Below are 14,807 nucleotides of genomic sequence, written 5' to 3' on the forward strand. Positions count from 1 at the left end.
GAAGGAGGCTGCTGATGTCCGGCCTTGCCATGCCGAAGCCAGACGATGCCACGATGCGCCGGCGCGACGAGATCGTCGCCGACATGCGCATGATCGTGCCGGGCGAGGGCGTCGTCGACGCCGTCAATTCAATGCGTGCCTTCGAGAGCGACGGGCTCACCGCCTACCGGCAATTGCCGCTCGTCGTGGTGCTGCCGGAAACAGTGGCGCAGGTCTCGCGCGTGCTGAAATATTGCAACGACCGCAGCATCCGTGTCGTGCCGCGCGGCTCCGGCACGTCCTTGTCTGGCGGCGCGCTGCCGCTGGAAGACGCCGTGCTCCTGGTCATGAGCCGCTTCAATCGCATCCTCGAGATCGACTTTCCCAACCGCATTGTCGTCGCCCAGCCGGGCGTCACCAATCTCGGCATCACCACCGCCGTCGAGCAGGAGGGCTTCTACTACGCCCCCGATCCATCCTCCCAGATCGCCTGCTCGATCGGCGGCAATGTCGCGGAAAATTCCGGCGGCGTGCACTGCCTGAAATACGGCCTCACCGCCAACAACGTTCTCGGCATCGAGATGGTGTTGATGAATGGCGAAGTGGTGCGCCTCGGCGGCAGCCATCTCGACTCCGAGGGCTACGACCTGCTCGGCGTGATGACCGGTTCCGAGGGGTTGCTCGGCGTCGTTACCGAGGTCACCGTGCGCATCCTGAAGAAACCGGAGACGGCACGCGCGCTGCTGATCGGCTTTCCGACCAGCGAACAGGGCGGCCAATGCGTCGCCGACATCATCGGCGCCGGAATCATTCCCGGCGGAATGGAGATGATGGACCGCCCGGCGATCCACGCGGCGGAGGATTTCGTCCATGCCGGCTATCCCCTGGATGTCGAGGCGCTGCTGATCGTCGAGCTCGACGGGCCGGGGGTCGAGGTCGATCACCTGATCGGCCTTGTCGAAGCGATTGCCTACCGGAACGGCTCGACCACCTGCCGCATCTCGCAGTCGGAGCAGGAGCGGCTGAGCTTCTGGGCCGGACGCAAGGCGGCCTTCCCGGCGGTCGGTCGCATCTCGCCCGACTATTACTGCATGGACGGCACCATCCCGCGCAAGGAACTGCCGCGCGTGCTGGCCGGTATGCGCGAGCTGTCGGAAAAATACGGGCTCGGCGTCGCCAATGTCTTCCATGCCGGCGACGGCAATCTGCATCCGCTGATCCTCTACGATGCCAACGTGCCTGGCGAACTCGACAAGGCCGAAAGCTTCGGTACCGACATATTGCGGCTCTGCGTCAAGGTCGGCGGCGTCTTGACCGGCGAGCACGGCGTCGGTGTCGAAAAGCGCGACCTGATGCCGGAAATGTTCAACCAGATCGACCTCGACCAGCAGATGCGGGTCAAATGCGCCTTCGACCCCAACCATCTTTTGAATCCCGGCAAGGTCTTCCCGCAACTGCGCCGCTGCGCCGAACTCGGCCGCATGCATGTGCATCGCGGGCAGGTGGCGTTTCCGGATATTCCGAGGTTTTGAGATGATGGCGTCTCATCCTTCTGCGGCCGCGTTCCTTCGCGCCCCCCTCTGTCCTGCCGGACATCTCCCCCACAAGGGGGGAGATCGGATGTCGCGCCTGCTTTCGCCAATCGCCCGCGTTGCAGGAAGAGGGCCATCGACGAAACTGCCAATCTCCCCACTTGTGGGGGAGATGTCCGGCAGGACAGAGAGGGGCGCGAAGGAATGCGGCGTCTCCGCGTTTGCTATTGGCGCGTCCGCCCGATGACCACCTTCACCCCCGCCACATCCTCCGAAGTCCTCTCCACCGTCCAGTGGGCGGCGTCGGAGGAATCTCCGCTCGAAATCCTCGGCCACGGCTCCAAGCGCGGCATCGGCCGTCCACAGCAGAGCGAACATTCACTCGACGTTTCCAAACTCACCGGCGTCACCCTCTACGAACCGGCCGAGCTGGTGCTGTCGGCCAAGGCCGGCACGCCGCTCGCCGAGATCGAAGCACTGCTCGCCGAAAACGCCCAGCAGCTTGCCTTCGAGCCGATGGATTACGGCCCGCTGCTTGGCGGCAAACCGGGGAAAGGCACCATCGGCGGCGCACTTGCCGCCAACCTTTCTGGTCCGCGCCGGCTGAAGGCGGGTGCTGCGCGCGACCATATACTCGGCATCAATGCGGTTGCCGGCCGTGGCGAGGCCTTCAAGTCCGGCGGCCGGGTCGTCAAGAACGTCACCGGCTACGATTTGTCCAAGCTCATGGCCAACAGCTGGGGCACGCTCGCTGTATTCACGGATGTCACCTTCAAGGTGCTGCCATCAGCCGAAACCGAAGTCACGCTCGCCATCCGCGGCCTGCTCGATGATGCGGCCGCCGCCGCCATGGCGCTGGCACTCGGCTCCAGCGCCGAAGTGTCGAGCGCTGCCCATCTTCCCGAACGCGTCGCCGGGCGGGTCGCCGGCGGTAGTTTCGGCAGCGAGGCGGCGACGCTGCTGCGCGTCGAAGGCTTTGGTCCGTCGGTCGCCTACCGCATCGCCGCGCTGAAAGATCTGCTCAGGAATGCCGGCCCGCTGGAAGAGATTTCAGGCGAAGCCACGCATTCGCTCTGGCGCGATGTCAGGGATTGCGCCCCATTCGCCGATGGCTCGGAAAAACCGGTGTGGCGCGTCTCGATGGCGCCGGCGCAGGCGCACCAGATGGTGCTGGCGCTGCGCATGCAGGCGGCGGTCGACGCCTTCTACGATTGGCAGGGCGGGCTGATCTGGTTGCGCATGGAACATGGCGACCCCGAGGCCGATCTGCTGCGCGGGCTGATCAGGAAACATGGCGGCGGCCACGCGACGCTGGTGCGCGCCGCTCCGTCGCATCGCGCCGCCGTGCCGGTGTTCGAACCGCAGGCGCCGCAGCTGGCAGCGTTGTCGGCGCGGCTCAAGGCCGAATTCGATCCCAAGGCCATCCTCAATCCCGGCCGTATGGCGCCGGGTGCCGGCTCTGCTAATCTTGGCCCGGTAACCGAGGGAGGATCATCATAATGAGCGATATCAATTCCGGTCAAAGCGACAAGCCCACGCCACGCCAGACCGACCGCTGGCTGGAGCCCGGTCCGACCAACGCGCTGGTCATCTACATCCTCTACCTCGCCAGCCTGGTCATCGGCATCACCGGCATTGTCGGCATCGTGCTGGCCTATATCAACCGCGGCAAATCAGGCGGCTTTGTCGAGAGCCACTACACCTTTCTGATCCGCACCTTCTGGATCGGCCTGCTCTATGCGCTGATCTCGGTGGTGCTGATGCTGGCGGTGGTCGGCATCGTGCTGATGTTCGTCGTCGCGGTCTGGTTCATCGCTCGCTGCATTCTCGGTATCCAGGCGCTGCAGCGCGGCGAACCGGTCAAGAACCCGGAAAGCTGGTTCCTGGGATTATAGGATTTTTCTAGTGCAGACCAATTTTTCGCTTGCCCAGCTTGCCGATCCGCATGTCGCGGAATCGGAAACGATCCTGCGCAAATGCGTGCATTGCGGCTTCTGCACCGCCACCTGTCCGACCTATGTGACGCTCGGCAACGAGCTGGATTCGCCGCGCGGCCGCATTTATCTCATCAAGGACATGCTGGAGAACGGCCGTGCGGCCGACAAGGAGATCGTCACCCATATTGACCGCTGCCTGTCCTGCCTCGCCTGCATGACCACTTGTCCGTCGGGCGTCAACTACATGCATCTGGTCGACCACGCCCGCGCTCATATCGAGGAGACTTACAAGCGCCCGCTGCTTGACCGCCTGACGCGCGCCATGCTGGCCTTCGTGCTGCCCTATCCCTCGCGCTTCCGCGCCGCGCTGAAACTGGCGAAACTCGGCAGGCCGTTTACCGGCCTGTTCGACAAGATCCCGGCACTGAAGCCGCTGGGCGCGATGCTCAAGCTCGCGCCGGCGTCGATTCCCGCAGCGTCGCCGATGGCTTCCCCTGGCACCCATGCCGGGCAGGGGGGGAGAAAAAATGGCCGCGTCGCCATCCTCACCGGCTGCGCGCAATCCGTGCTCGATCCGGCCATCAACGACACGACGATCTCGCTGCTGACGCGGCTCGGCATTGAGGTGGTCGTGCCCCAAGGCGAGGCCTGTTGCGGTGCGCTGGTCCATCATATGGGGCGGGAGGAGGCTGCCCTTGCCTCGGCCAGGCGCAATGTCGATGCCTGGACGCGCTCCATCGAGCAGGGCGGGCTGGACGCCATTGTCATCACCGCGTCGGGCTGCGGCACCACCATCAAGGATTACGGCTTCATGCTGCGCCTCGACCCGGCCTATTCGCAAAAGGCGGCGCGCGTCTCGGCGCTGGCCAAGGACATAACCGAATATCTGGCCTGCCTCGACCTGCCCGAGCCGGTGCGCAAGCCGGGTACCGTCGTTGCCTATCACTCGGCCTGCTCGATGCAGCACGGCCAGAAGATCACCCGCCAGCCGAAAGAGCTGCTGGCCAAGGCCGGCTTCGTCGTGCGCGAGCCGCGCGAAGGGCATCTGTGCTGTGGCTCGGCCGGCACCTACAACATCCTGCAATCCGAGATTTCGGCAAAGCTGCGCGACCGCAAGGTGAAAAACATCGAGGCGACCGGCGCCGAAATCGTCGCCACCGGCAATATCGGCTGCATCACGCAGATCGCTTCCGCCGCGAAGCTGCCGGTGGTGCATACGATAAAACTGCTCGACTGGGCCTATGGCGGCGAACCACCAAGAATGAGTTGATTGCTTTGCATTCGCTCATGAGAATAGGCCGATGTCCGATTTGGAATCACTAGAGATCGAAACCATCGTTCGGCTGTTATCGAAGACGCCGCGCGCGACCATCCAGGCGCGCTATGAAGACTGCACGGCAATTGCGGCTCGACATCTCAAGGACGGGTCCGAATTCCTGTTTGCGCTGATAAAGGCGGCCGTCGAAGCCGACGTTCACCAGACCAATCTGATTGACGACGTGATTTCGTTTCTCGACGACACGCATTTGGTCCGTCTGGCATTTTTCCTGCAAGGAGAAGTGAAACGCGGAATAGATGTCGAGGGTCTGCTTGCTCACGTCGCCTTACAGGCACCGGAATTGTTTCCAGACAGCACCTTGGGCGACATTCCCGATTTCGCAGACTGGCTGACGCATGATGATCCCCGTTCGCCGCCCGCATGCCATCACTTCATCTTTGAGGAGGGCGCTCCGAGCGACATGTCTTTTCCGACGCATCGCAACCATCCCACCTGGCACCTTCCGAGGGTCGGACCGTCATTTGCGGTTGGTGGCGAAGGGACGGCCACCTGTCCGGCTTGCGGCAAGAGGTTGGTGCATCTCGTCACCTTGGACGATCTTGGAGGGCAAAGAGGCACATTGCCTCGGCTCCGCCTTGAGACTTGTGAGGGGTCTCTCGAGCCGACCTACTATTCCCATGACGCCGCTGGAGTGCCGACACCCATCGCGCCGTTGCATTCCCCCGATGACTTCACATCCGAACCAGCGACCAAGGTGAGCACCGCCCATCTGGCGTCGACGCCACAGCGATGGCTCAGGCAGTCGTACGGTATAAGCAATTCAAGGCAAAACCTGTTTCGGCTTGGCGGGCTGCCCTCATGGATTCAGGGGCCCCAGTTTCCAGTCGTTCCCGGAACGGATCGGCAAATGAAATTTCTTCTTCAGTTCGATTCACTAGCCGGCTTCTTCTGGGGCAGCGGCGGCATGCTTTATGTTTTCTGGGACGAAGAGTCCCGAATCACCTGCCACGTCCCCCAATACACGTAGAGAACACCGCTACTCCGCCGCGAGCTTGTCCACCACGCCGTAGGTCGCCTGGTAGCGCGCCCGCTGACGGCTGAGCGCCACCATCGTATTGCGCAGCAGGATCGCCACGGTGATCGGGCCGACGCCGCCCGGCACCGGCGTGATCCAGGAGGCGACTTCCTTGACGCTGTCCGTATCGACGTCGCCGACGATGCGGCTTTCGCCATCCGGCCCGATCTCCGAATTGATGCCGATATCGATCACCGCGGCGCCCGGCTTGACCATGTCGGCCTTGATCAATCGCGGCCTGCCGACAGCGACGAACAGCGCATCGGCGCGCCGCGCATGCGCTGCCACCGAACGCGTCATGTGGTGGCAGACCGTCACCGTCGCGCCCTCGCTCATCAAGAGGAAGGCGATCGGCTTGCCGACGATCTCCGAATGGCCGACGATGACGACCTCGAGCCCCTTGAGATCGAGGCCGGTCTCCTTCAGCAGTTCCACCGAAGCGGCCGCCGTGCAGGGTGCAAGATCGAGCTGGTTGTAGACGATATTGCCAATCGAGGCCGGATGCATGCCCTCGACGTCCTTCAGCGGATGCACCGCCGCCTGCAGCGTCCTGATCGGGATATGCGCCGGCACCGGCCGCTGGATGATGATGCCGGTGATGCGCGGATCGGCATTGAGGCCATGGATCGCCGCTTCCAGTTCGCCGGCACTGATGTCGGCGGGAAAGCGCCGCTCCTCGAAGCCGATGCCGGCCAATGCCGCCTTGGCGCGCTGGTTGCGCACATAGACATCGACCGCCGCGATGTCGCCGACGGTGATCGACACCAGTTTCGGTGGAAAACCTTCGGCGGTCGCGATCGCCGCGTCCTCGCGCACGGCGGCGATGATGCGTTGGGCGACCGGGCCGCCCCTGAGATAGCGGCTGTCGTCGGACAGGGACATGGAATGGGCCTTTTGCCTGAAACTCTCCCGCCGACATAGCAAAGCAACAGGCAAAAGGCAGCCCGAAAAGCGAACCGCTTCGACTCGCGCGACCTTGCGACGCGGCCTTGCCGGCCTATTGGATGGAAACAAAAAGGGCAGCGCGGTTTCCCGTGCTGCCCTTCCGTGACTGACCGTATCCCCACACGGCCCGTCCCCCGTTATCCCTATTCCAGAATCTTTCTGGACAGAATCACCAGTAAAATCAACTGGAGATTACATCACCACAACCGTCGTGCCAACATTGACCCGCTCATAGAGGTCGACGACGTCCTCATTGCGCATGCGGATGCAGCCCGACGACACCGCGCCGCCGATCGTCCAGGGCTGGTTGGTGCCGTGGATGCGGTATTCCGTCGAGCCGAGATAGAGCGCGCGCGCGCCGAGCGGATTTTCCATGCCGCCGGCGAGATAGGTCGGCAAATAGCGGCCCTTCGCGGCCTCGCGCTTGATCATCACCGCCGGCGGGCGCCAGTCCGGCCACACCCGCTTGTTGGTGATCTTGTGCGTGCCCGACCATTCGAAGCCCGGCTTGCCGGTGCCGACGCCGTAGCGCCGCGCCTTGCCGTTCTTCTCGACCAGATAGAGGAAATTCTGCGTCGTATCGATGACGATCGTGCCCGGCTTCTGCCCGCCGTCATAGGCGACTTCCTGCGGCAGGTAGACCGGGTTGATCTGCGGGCGCGCGACCATGCGCTTGGCGGGCGGCTGAACGGCCGCCGTGCGCTGCTGGTCGGGCTGTGCTTGCCACTGATAGCGCCGCAGCGGTTGTTGCACCTGTTGCCGGCTCTGCCGCACGATGCCCGGGGCTTGGCCGAGCTGCAGGACCCAGGGCGCCGAAAGGTCGGGGCTCACCATCACCGGTGGCCTGTCGGCATAGCGGTCATTGGCGCTGGAGGCGGTGACGCCGGCGGCAAGCATGGCCGCGGCGCCAAACAGGGAGAAGAACACTGACTTCATCGGAACGCACCTTGATCGTCGAACATGCGGGGAAGGCCCCCGATTGCGCGAACATTGGCGCGAAGCCGCAACCGAAACATGAATCGGAATGCGTAAAATGCCGAAGTGTCAGTAAACCTTTTGGTGTGGTTACCGGCCGGTTCAGGAATCTGGTAAAGCCGGGGTAAAAGCAGCGCAAAAGCCTATTAACGAATGGATTTCATGCAATGGACAATGAAAATACAGGCCTGCTCGCCGGTCCCGATGGGGTGAAGCGCTGCTTCTGGCACGGCAATCTGCCGGACTATCTGCACTACCACGACCATGAATGGGGCCGGCCGGTCGCCGATGACCACCGGCTGTTCGAGAAGATCTGCCTCGAGGGTTTTCAGTCGGGCCTGTCGTGGCTGACTATACTGCGCAAGCGCGAGAATTTCCGCGCCGGCTTCGCCGGGTTTGATTTCGACAAGATCGCCGCCTTCACCGACAAGGACGTCGAGCGCCTGCTTGGCGATGCCGGCATCATCCGCCACCGCGGCAAGATCGTCTCGACCATCAACAACGCCAGGCGCGCGCGCGAAATGGTCGACGAGTTCGGCTCGCTGGCCGCCTGGTTCTGGAAGTTCGAACCAGGTCGCGATGAGCGACCGGAAATCGTCGACCTCGCCCATCTGCGCGCCAACCCGACCACAGCGGTTTCGGTAAGGATTTCGAAGGAGCTGAAAAAGCGTGGCTGGAGCTTTGTCGGCCCGACCACCGTCTACGCCTTCATGCAGGCGATGGGGCTGGTCAATGACCATCTCGAGGGCTGCGTCTGCCGGGCGCAGGTGGAAAAGGAGCGCAGGGCGTTCAAGCGGCCGAAGTGAATTTCCTTTCCCTTCTCCCACAACAACAACGGGAGAAGGTCAGGTCGCGCAGTCAAGTGCCGCTGGCACCCGCGAGAAAGAGCCCGGCGACGATGGCTGCCACGGTGGCCAGGGCGGGGTAGATCACCAGCAGGCCGGTCATCAGCGCATCGCGCACCGTCGAACCCTTGCGTTCTTCAGCGGCAGCCTCGAAAGGACCCGCGGGCAGCGCGCGGGCTGAACTGTCGATGTTTGTTCCTTGTGTCGTGGTCATTGCCCCGAACCCTTTGTTTCGGCACGCTTATCGACCCCGATTGTGTCGGCACGATGCCGCGTTGATGGCCGAATTGTTTCATTTTCGGCGTGGTTTGTTTCGGAATGCCATAAGCGTTTCGAAATTACTAACCATAGCAATTGGCGTGTGAGGGGAGGCGCCGCGTTTGCTGTTGGCACTATTCCCGTCTGCCAGAAGAGTTGCCAACCCTTGCCGCACCAAGCCGCATCGGTTAGGAAACGCGCGCTCGCAACAAGTGAGCGATTACCTAGCAAAAAGACCATCCCATGGCCGACAAATCGGAAAAGACGAAAGCGCGGCTGCCGCGCGGCTTTGCCGACCGCAGCGCCGACGACATCCGTGCCGTCGAGAAGATGATGGCGACCATCCGTGGCGTCTACGAGCTCTACGGCTTCGAGCCGGTCGAGCAGCCGCTGATCGAATACACCGATGCGCTGGGCAAGTTCCTGCCCGACCAGGATCGGCCGAACGAAGGCGTGTTCTCCTTCCAGGACGATGACGACCAGTGGCTCTCGCTGCGCTATGATCTGACGGCGCCGACGGCGCGTTTCGTCGCCGAGAATTTCGAACGCCTGCCGAAGCCTTACCGTAGCTATCGCTCCGGCTGGGTGTTCCGCAACGAGAAGCCCGGTCCCGGCCGCTTCCGCCAGTTCATGCAGTTCGACGCCGACACCGTGGGTGCACCGAGCGTGGCCGCAGACGCCGAGATGGCGATGATGATGGCCGACGTCATGGAAGCGCTCGGCATCAAGCGTGGCGACTACGTCATCCGGGTCAACAACCGCAAGGTGCTCGATGGCGTGCTGGAGGCGATCGGCCTTGGCGGCGATCAGAATGCCGGGCGCCGGCTGACCGTGCTTCGCGCCATCGACAAGCTGGACAAGATCGGCCCCGAAGGCATTGGGCAGTTGCTTGGCACCGGGCGCAAGGATGAAAGCGGCGACTTCACCAAGGGTGCCGGTCTTGAGCGCAAGGCCATCGAGACGGTACTCTATTTCATGAATTACGAGCCGGGGCCGGAAGCCGGTTCTTGGCTGAAGCTGGAGACCGCCACCGACATTTCGCCCAACGCCGCCCAAATCCGCTGGCTGAAAACGCTCGACTACTTCGCCGAGACCGGCCGCGAAGGCGTGGAGGAACTCGCCGCCATCGGCTCGATTGTCGATAGCGCCGGTTATCACGATGGCCGGGTCGTCATCGATACCTCGGTCGTGCGCGGCCTGGAATATTACACCGGTCCGGTCTTCGAGGCCGAGCTTTTGGCCGAGATCCCCAATGAGGATGGCCAGATCGTGCGCTTTGGCTCGGTCGGCGGCGGTGGCCGCTATGACGGGCTCGTCTCGCGCTTTCGTGGCGAGCCGGTGCCGGCGACCGGCTTTTCCATCGGCGTCTCCCGCCTGATGACGGCGCTGAAGAACCTCGGCAAACTCGACACCTCGGATGTCATCGCGCCGGTCGTCGTCCTGGTGATGGACAAGGATACGGAAAGCCTCGGCCGCTACCAGAAGATGGTCAGCGAACTGCGTGCCGCCGGCATCCGCTCCGAAATGTATCTCGGCGGTGCCGGCATGAAGGCGCAGCTCAAATATGCCGACCGCCGCGGCAGCCCGGCCGCCATCATCCAGGGCGGCGACGAGCGCGCCAAAGGCGAGGTGCAGATCAAGGACCTGATCGAGGGCGCGCGCATGTCGGCCGAGATATCGGACAACGCCGAATGGCGCGCCGCGCGGCCGGCGCAGGTGACGGTGGCGGAGAGCGAGCTGGTCGGTGAAGTGAAGAAGATATTGGCTGCGCAGGCCGAGGAGAGGGCACGTGGCAAATAGAGGCCGCGTTCTTTCGCGCCCCCCTCTGTCCTGCCGGACATCTCCCCCACGAGGGGGGAGATTGGCCGTCATCGCCGCTTTCGCCTATCGCCGACGTTGGAAGGCTGGAGCCGCCAGCGAAGCTGCCAATCTCCCCCCTCGTGGGGGAGATGTCCGGCAGGACAGAGGGGGGCGCCGTAGAGCGCCTACGTTCATCCGTCTTGGCGCTTCGCGCCAATCCACCTTCTCCCACAAGGGGAGAAGGGAAGGTGGCGCCTTGTGACCTCCCGTTATCCTGCCATCGCCGCCGACATCACCAACCTCTTTGCCGCGCGCAACACCCACGCGGTGGAAGTCGCGGTGCTGCAGCCGGCCGATCCGTTCCTCGACATGGCCGGCGAGGATCTGCGCCGCCGCATCTTCCTCACCGAAAGCGAGACGGGGAAGACACTGTGCCTGCGGCCGGAATTCACTATTCCCGTCTGCCTCGACCACATCAGCTCGCAGGCCGGTACGCCACGCCGTTATTCCTATCTCGGCGAGGTCTTCCGCCAGCGCCGCGAGGGCGGCAATGAGTTCTTCCAGGCCGGCATCGAGGATCTCGGCGATCGCGACACGGCCGCCGCCGACGCCCGTTCGCTGGCCGACGCGCATGCCTTGCTGTCGCTGGTGCTGCCGGGCCAGGCCTTGTCTGTCACGCTCGGCGACCAGACCATATTCGAGGCGGTGCTGGCGGCACTCGGCCTGCCGCGCGGCTGGCGCATGCGTCTTGCCCGTGCCTTCGGCTCGGCGGCGATGCTGGAGGCGGCATTGGCCGACCTCGCCAATCCGCCGCGCAATGGCCAGCTCTCCGGCCCGGTCGCGTCCCTTGTACTGGACGGTGATCTGGAAGGCCTGTCGACACATATCGCCGGCGGCATGGAAGAGGCCGGGCTGTCGGCATCGGCCGGGCGTTCGCCCACCGACATCGCCCGGCGCCTGATCGAGAAGGCCGAACTCCGCAGCGTGCGGCTGTCCAACGAGGCGTTTTCGGCGCTGAAGACATTTCTGGCGATCGACGTGCCGCTCGCTGGCGCGGCCCGGGCGCTCGAAGCCTTTGCATCGGGTGCCGGCCTTTCGCTGGGTGCGGCACTGGAGAATTTCGCCGCCCGCGCCAAAGCGATCGAGGCGCACGGCCTGCCGGCTGAAAAAATCCGCTACGACGCCGCCTTCGGCCGCCCGCTCGATTACTACACCGGCCTCGTCTTCGAGATTGCTGCGGAAAATGGCGAGCGGCCACTGGCCGGCGGCGGCCGCTACGACCGTCTGCTGACGCTGCTCGGCGCGAAAACGCCGATCCCCGGCGTCGGCTTTTCCGTCTGGCTCGACCGCATCGAGACACTGCGGGAGAAGGCGTCATGATCACGCTGGCGATCCCGTCGAAAGGCCGGCTCAAGGAGCAGGCGCTGGAGGTGCTGGCCAAGGCCGGGCTTGCCGTCAACCTGCCCGGCGACGAGCGCAAATACCGCGCCCGCATCGAAGGCGCCGAGAGCATCGAGGTCGCGTTCCTGTCGGCCTCCGAAATCGCTGGCGAGATTGGCCAGGGCGCCATCGATCTCGGCATCACCGGCGAGGATCTGCTGCGCGAGAGCCTTGCCGACTGGGAGACGCGTGCCGAGATCGTCGCCCACCTTGGTTTCGGCAACGCCGACGTGGTGGTGGCGGTGCCCAACATCTGGCTCGATGTCGATAACATGGCCGATCTCGACGACGTCGCCGCCGATTTCCGCCAGCGCCACGGAAGGCGGCTCAGGATCGCCACCAAATACTGGCGGCTGACCCAGCAGTTCTTTTCGCAGAAGCATGGCATCCAGGTCTACCGCATCGTCGAGAGCCTCGGCGCCACCGAGGGCGCGCCGGCCGCGGGCCTGGCCGATATCATCGTCGACATCACCACGACCGGCTCGACGCTGCGCGCCAATCACCTGAAGGTGCTGGGCGACGGCGTTGTCCTGCGCTCACAAGCCTGTCTCGTCGCATCGAGGAAAGATCGGACGGCGGCTGATGAAGCTGTGCTGCGCGATATTGCGGCGAAGATGAGCGCTCTCCCTCCCCCTTGAGGGGAGGGTGGACAGCCGCCGAAGGCGGATGGATGGGAGGGGTCGTTGCGGCAGTGCTCTACGTGAGACGACCCCACCTGTCTCGACCGTGGCCAAAAGAGTCGAGCGCTTCGCCGAGGACCCCTCCCGGCCCTACGGGCCACCCTCCCCTCAAGGGGGAGGGGATCCCCAGTACCATCGACGGGATTTCCACCACCCCGGCGGGCTGATAGGCTCGGCCGTCTGCGGAGGAGACGGCGATGGCGATCAAACTTGACGAGCTCATGAACGCCACCAACCTGCGCAAAACGCGCAACAGCTTGATCGCGCCGGTCGATGGCCGGGCGCATGTCTCGGGCGACCGCACGGTGCCATTGCTCAACCAGACGATCCCGGCGCTGTTTTCCGACACTGTCAGCAAATACGGCACGCTCGATGCCGCAGTCTTTGTCGCTCAGGACAAGCGCTTCACCTGGAGCGAACTGTCGGACACGGTGGACGCGCTGGCCGCCGGTTTCCTGGCGCTCGGCCTGGAGAAAGGCGACCGCGTCGGCATCTGGTCGCCCAACCGCTGGGAATGGCTGGTGACGCAGTTCGCCACCGCGCGCATCGGCCTGATCCTGGTCAACATCAACCCGGCCTACCGGCTGACCGAACTGGAATACGCGCTGAACAAGGTCGCTTGCCGGGCGCTCGTCACATCAGCCAGATTCAAGACCTCCGACTATCTCGGCATGATCGAGACGCTGGCGCCGGAGATCGCCAAGGCGACACCCGGCAAGCTCAAGGCGGAAAGATTGCCGGCGCTGCAGATCGTCATTCGCATGGGCGAGGAGCATTCCCCCGGTATGTTCAATTTCGCCGACGTGCTGGCGATGGCCGGGCGCGACGAGCATGACAGCCTCGACCGCATCTCGGAGGGGCTGAAGCCCGGCGAGGCCATCAACATCCAGTTCACATCGGGCACGACAGGCGCGCCCAAGGGCGCGACGTTGACCCATACCAACATCGTCAACAATGGCAATTTCGTCACCTCGGCGATCAGGCTCACTGTCGACGACCGGTTGTGTATTCCGGTGCCGCTCTATCACTGCTTCGGCATGTCGATGGGCACGATGGGCTGCGTCACCAAGGGCGCCACCATGGTTTTCCCGGGCGAGGGGTTCGATGCCGGCGCCACACTGAAGGCGGTGGCGCAGGAGCGCTGCACCGGCCTCTACGGCGTGCCGACCATGTTCGTCGGCATGCTCGACCATCCGGATTTTGCATCGTTCGATCTCACCAGCCTCAGAACCGGCATCATGGCGGGCTCGCCCTGTCCGATCGAGGTGATGAAGAAGGTGGTGTCGTTGATGCATATGTCTGAGGTGACCATCGCCTATGGCATGACCGAAACCAGCCCAGTCTCCTTCCAGAGCGGCATCGACGACCCGCTGGAAAAGCGCGTCTCGACGGTCGGCCGCATCCATCCGCATGTCGAGGTCAAGGCCATCGACGCCGAGGGCGCAACCGTTGCGGTCGATGCGCCGGGCGAGCTTTGCACGCGCGGCTATTCTGTCATGAAGGGCTATTGGGACGATGCCGAAAAAACCCATGAGGCGATCGACAGCGATGGCTGGATGCACACCGGCGACCTCGCCACCATCGACGCCGAGGGCTATTGCAACATCGTCGGCCGGGTCAAGGACATGGTCATCCGCGGTGGCGAGAATGTCTATCCGCGCGAGGTCGAGGAGTTTCTCTATCGCCATCCCAAGGTGAAGGAGGTGCAGGTGTTCGGCATTCCCGATCCCAAATATGGCGAGGAGCTTTGCGCCTGGATCGTGCTCAAGCCCGGCCAGATCGCCACCGAGCAGGAGATCAAGGCCTTCTGCACCGGCCAGATCGCCCACTACAAGATCCCGCGCTACATCCGCTTCCGCACCGAGCTGCCGATGACGGTGACCGGCAAGCCGCAGAAATTCCTGATGCGCGAGGCGATGGTCGAGGAACTGGGGCTGGTGACGCAGAAGACGGCTTGAGGAACACCGAACAGTTCACCGCTCCGGGGGGAAGGGTGAACTGTTCTGTCTCTTCGTTTTGACGCAATTCCCTAGGGAAAGCGCTACGCGCTTTTCCGGGAAAA

13 protein-coding genes are annotated in these 14,807 nt (G+C 63.8%); 10 read left to right on the top strand and 3 right to left on the bottom strand.

What is annotated here, in order from left to right; all coding sequences use genetic code 11:
• Positions 1–14: 14 nt before the first annotated feature.
• The 5 genes from OHD62_RS07450 (at position 15) to OHD62_RS07470 (ending at position 5,754) form a co-directional block, all read left to right on the top strand.
• Positions 15–1,511: an FAD-linked oxidase C-terminal domain-containing protein gene (locus tag OHD62_RS07450; RefSeq protein WP_263781825.1), complete on the top strand. Its 1,497-nt coding sequence runs from the start codon at positions 15–17 to the stop codon at positions 1,509–1,511.
• A gap of 243 nt (positions 1,512–1,754) precedes the next feature.
• Complete coding sequence (locus tag OHD62_RS07455) at positions 1,755–3,011, top strand: FAD-binding protein (protein WP_263781826.1); 1,257 nt, start codon at positions 1,755–1,757, stop codon at positions 3,009–3,011.
• Positions 3,011–3,406 carry a DUF4870 family protein gene (locus tag OHD62_RS07460; protein ID WP_263781827.1) on the top strand — a complete coding sequence of 132 codons (396 nt, stop codon included), beginning with the start codon at positions 3,011–3,013 and terminating at the stop codon, positions 3,404–3,406. The genes OHD62_RS07455 and OHD62_RS07460 overlap by 1 nt, the downstream gene beginning before the upstream one ends.
• 10 nt (positions 3,407–3,416) lie before the next feature.
• Positions 3,417–4,718 (top strand): glycolate oxidase subunit GlcF, encoded by a 1,302-nt coding sequence (gene glcF, locus OHD62_RS07465; protein ID WP_263781828.1) that lies wholly within the window; start codon positions 3,417–3,419, stop codon positions 4,716–4,718.
• 31 nt (positions 4,719–4,749) lie between these two features.
• Positions 4,750–5,754 (top strand): hypothetical protein, encoded by a 1,005-nt coding sequence (locus OHD62_RS07470; RefSeq protein WP_263781829.1) that lies wholly within the window; start codon positions 4,750–4,752, stop codon positions 5,752–5,754.
• 9 nt (positions 5,755–5,763) lie between these two features.
• Here OHD62_RS07470 and OHD62_RS07475 read toward each other — a convergent pair whose 3' ends face one another.
• A complete protein-coding gene (locus OHD62_RS07475; RefSeq protein ID WP_263781830.1) occupies positions 5,764–6,684 on the bottom strand; it encodes a bifunctional 5,10-methylenetetrahydrofolate dehydrogenase/5,10-methenyltetrahydrofolate cyclohydrolase in 921 nt (306 codons plus the stop codon).
• 255 nt (positions 6,685–6,939) lie between these two features.
• Positions 6,940–7,683: a L,D-transpeptidase gene (locus tag OHD62_RS07480; protein WP_263781831.1), complete on the bottom strand. Its 744-nt coding sequence runs from the start codon at positions 7,681–7,683 to the stop codon at positions 6,940–6,942.
• A 206-nt stretch (positions 7,684–7,889) separates the two neighbouring features.
• Here OHD62_RS07480 and OHD62_RS07485 point away from each other — a divergent pair, with 206 nt between their 5' ends.
• Positions 7,890–8,528, top strand: a complete 639-nt coding sequence (locus OHD62_RS07485; RefSeq protein ID WP_263781832.1) for a DNA-3-methyladenine glycosylase I — start codon at positions 7,890–7,892, stop codon at positions 8,526–8,528.
• Between the two features lie 52 nt (positions 8,529–8,580).
• Here OHD62_RS07485 and OHD62_RS07490 read toward each other — a convergent pair whose 3' ends face one another.
• Positions 8,581–8,781, bottom strand: a complete 201-nt coding sequence (locus OHD62_RS07490) for a hypothetical protein (RefSeq protein WP_263781833.1) — start codon at positions 8,779–8,781, stop codon at positions 8,581–8,583.
• Positions 8,782–9,068: 287 nt separating this feature from the next.
• Here OHD62_RS07490 and hisS point away from each other — a divergent pair, with 287 nt between their 5' ends.
• The 4 genes from hisS to OHD62_RS07515 all read left to right on the top strand — a co-directional run bounded on the left by hisS (position 9,069) and on the right by OHD62_RS07515 (position 14,703).
• Entirely contained in the window at positions 9,069–10,625 is a 1,557-nt protein-coding gene (hisS, locus tag OHD62_RS07495; protein WP_263781834.1) for a histidine--tRNA ligase, read from the top strand.
• 258 nt (positions 10,626–10,883) lie between these two features.
• On the top strand, positions 10,884–12,005 hold the full coding sequence (locus OHD62_RS07505) for an ATP phosphoribosyltransferase regulatory subunit (protein WP_263781835.1): 1,122 nt from the start codon (positions 10,884–10,886) through the stop codon (positions 12,003–12,005).
• Entirely contained in the window at positions 12,002–12,703 is a 702-nt protein-coding gene (hisG, locus tag OHD62_RS07510) for an ATP phosphoribosyltransferase (RefSeq protein ID WP_263781836.1), read from the top strand. The genes OHD62_RS07505 and hisG overlap by 4 nt, the downstream gene beginning before the upstream one ends.
• Before the next feature lie 239 nt (positions 12,704–12,942).
• Positions 12,943–14,703 (top strand): AMP-binding protein, encoded by a 1,761-nt coding sequence (locus tag OHD62_RS07515; protein WP_263781837.1) that lies wholly within the window; start codon positions 12,943–12,945, stop codon positions 14,701–14,703.
• Positions 14,704–14,807 lie beyond the last annotated feature (104 nt).

The sequence above is a fragment of the Mesorhizobium sp. YC-39 genome, assembly GCF_025753795.1.
Taxonomy (GTDB): domain Bacteria; phylum Pseudomonadota; class Alphaproteobacteria; order Rhizobiales; family Rhizobiaceae; genus Mesorhizobium.

Excerpts from the sequence above, each read along its gene's own strand:
- OHD62_RS07470 (WP_263781829.1), top strand. The coding sequence starts at position 4,750 with ATGTCCGATTTGGAATCACTAGAGATCGAAACCATCGTTCGGCTGTTA.
- OHD62_RS07485 (WP_263781832.1), top strand. The coding sequence starts at position 7,890 with ATGGACAATGAAAATACAGGCCTGCTCGCCGGTCCCGATGGGGTGAAG.
- hisG (WP_263781836.1), top strand. The coding sequence starts at position 12,002 with ATGATCACGCTGGCGATCCCGTCGAAAGGCCGGCTCAAGGAGCAGGCG.
- OHD62_RS07460 (WP_263781827.1), top strand. The coding sequence starts at position 3,011 with ATGAGCGATATCAATTCCGGTCAAAGCGACAAGCCCACGCCACGCCAG.
- OHD62_RS07475 (WP_263781830.1), bottom strand. The coding sequence starts at position 6,684 with ATGTCCCTGTCCGACGACAGCCGCTATCTCAGGGGCGGCCCGGTCGCC.
- OHD62_RS07480 (WP_263781831.1), bottom strand. The coding sequence starts at position 7,683 with ATGAAGTCAGTGTTCTTCTCCCTGTTTGGCGCCGCGGCCATGCTTGCC.
- OHD62_RS07455 (WP_263781826.1), top strand. The coding sequence starts at position 1,755 with ATGACCACCTTCACCCCCGCCACATCCTCCGAAGTCCTCTCCACCGTC.
- OHD62_RS07515 (WP_263781837.1), top strand. The coding sequence starts at position 12,943 with ATGGCGATCAAACTTGACGAGCTCATGAACGCCACCAACCTGCGCAAA.
- OHD62_RS07450 (WP_263781825.1), top strand. The coding sequence starts at position 15 with ATGTCCGGCCTTGCCATGCCGAAGCCAGACGATGCCACGATGCGCCGG.
- hisS (WP_263781834.1), top strand. The coding sequence starts at position 9,069 with ATGGCCGACAAATCGGAAAAGACGAAAGCGCGGCTGCCGCGCGGCTTT.
- OHD62_RS07490 (WP_263781833.1), bottom strand. The coding sequence starts at position 8,781 with ATGACCACGACACAAGGAACAAACATCGACAGTTCAGCCCGCGCGCTG.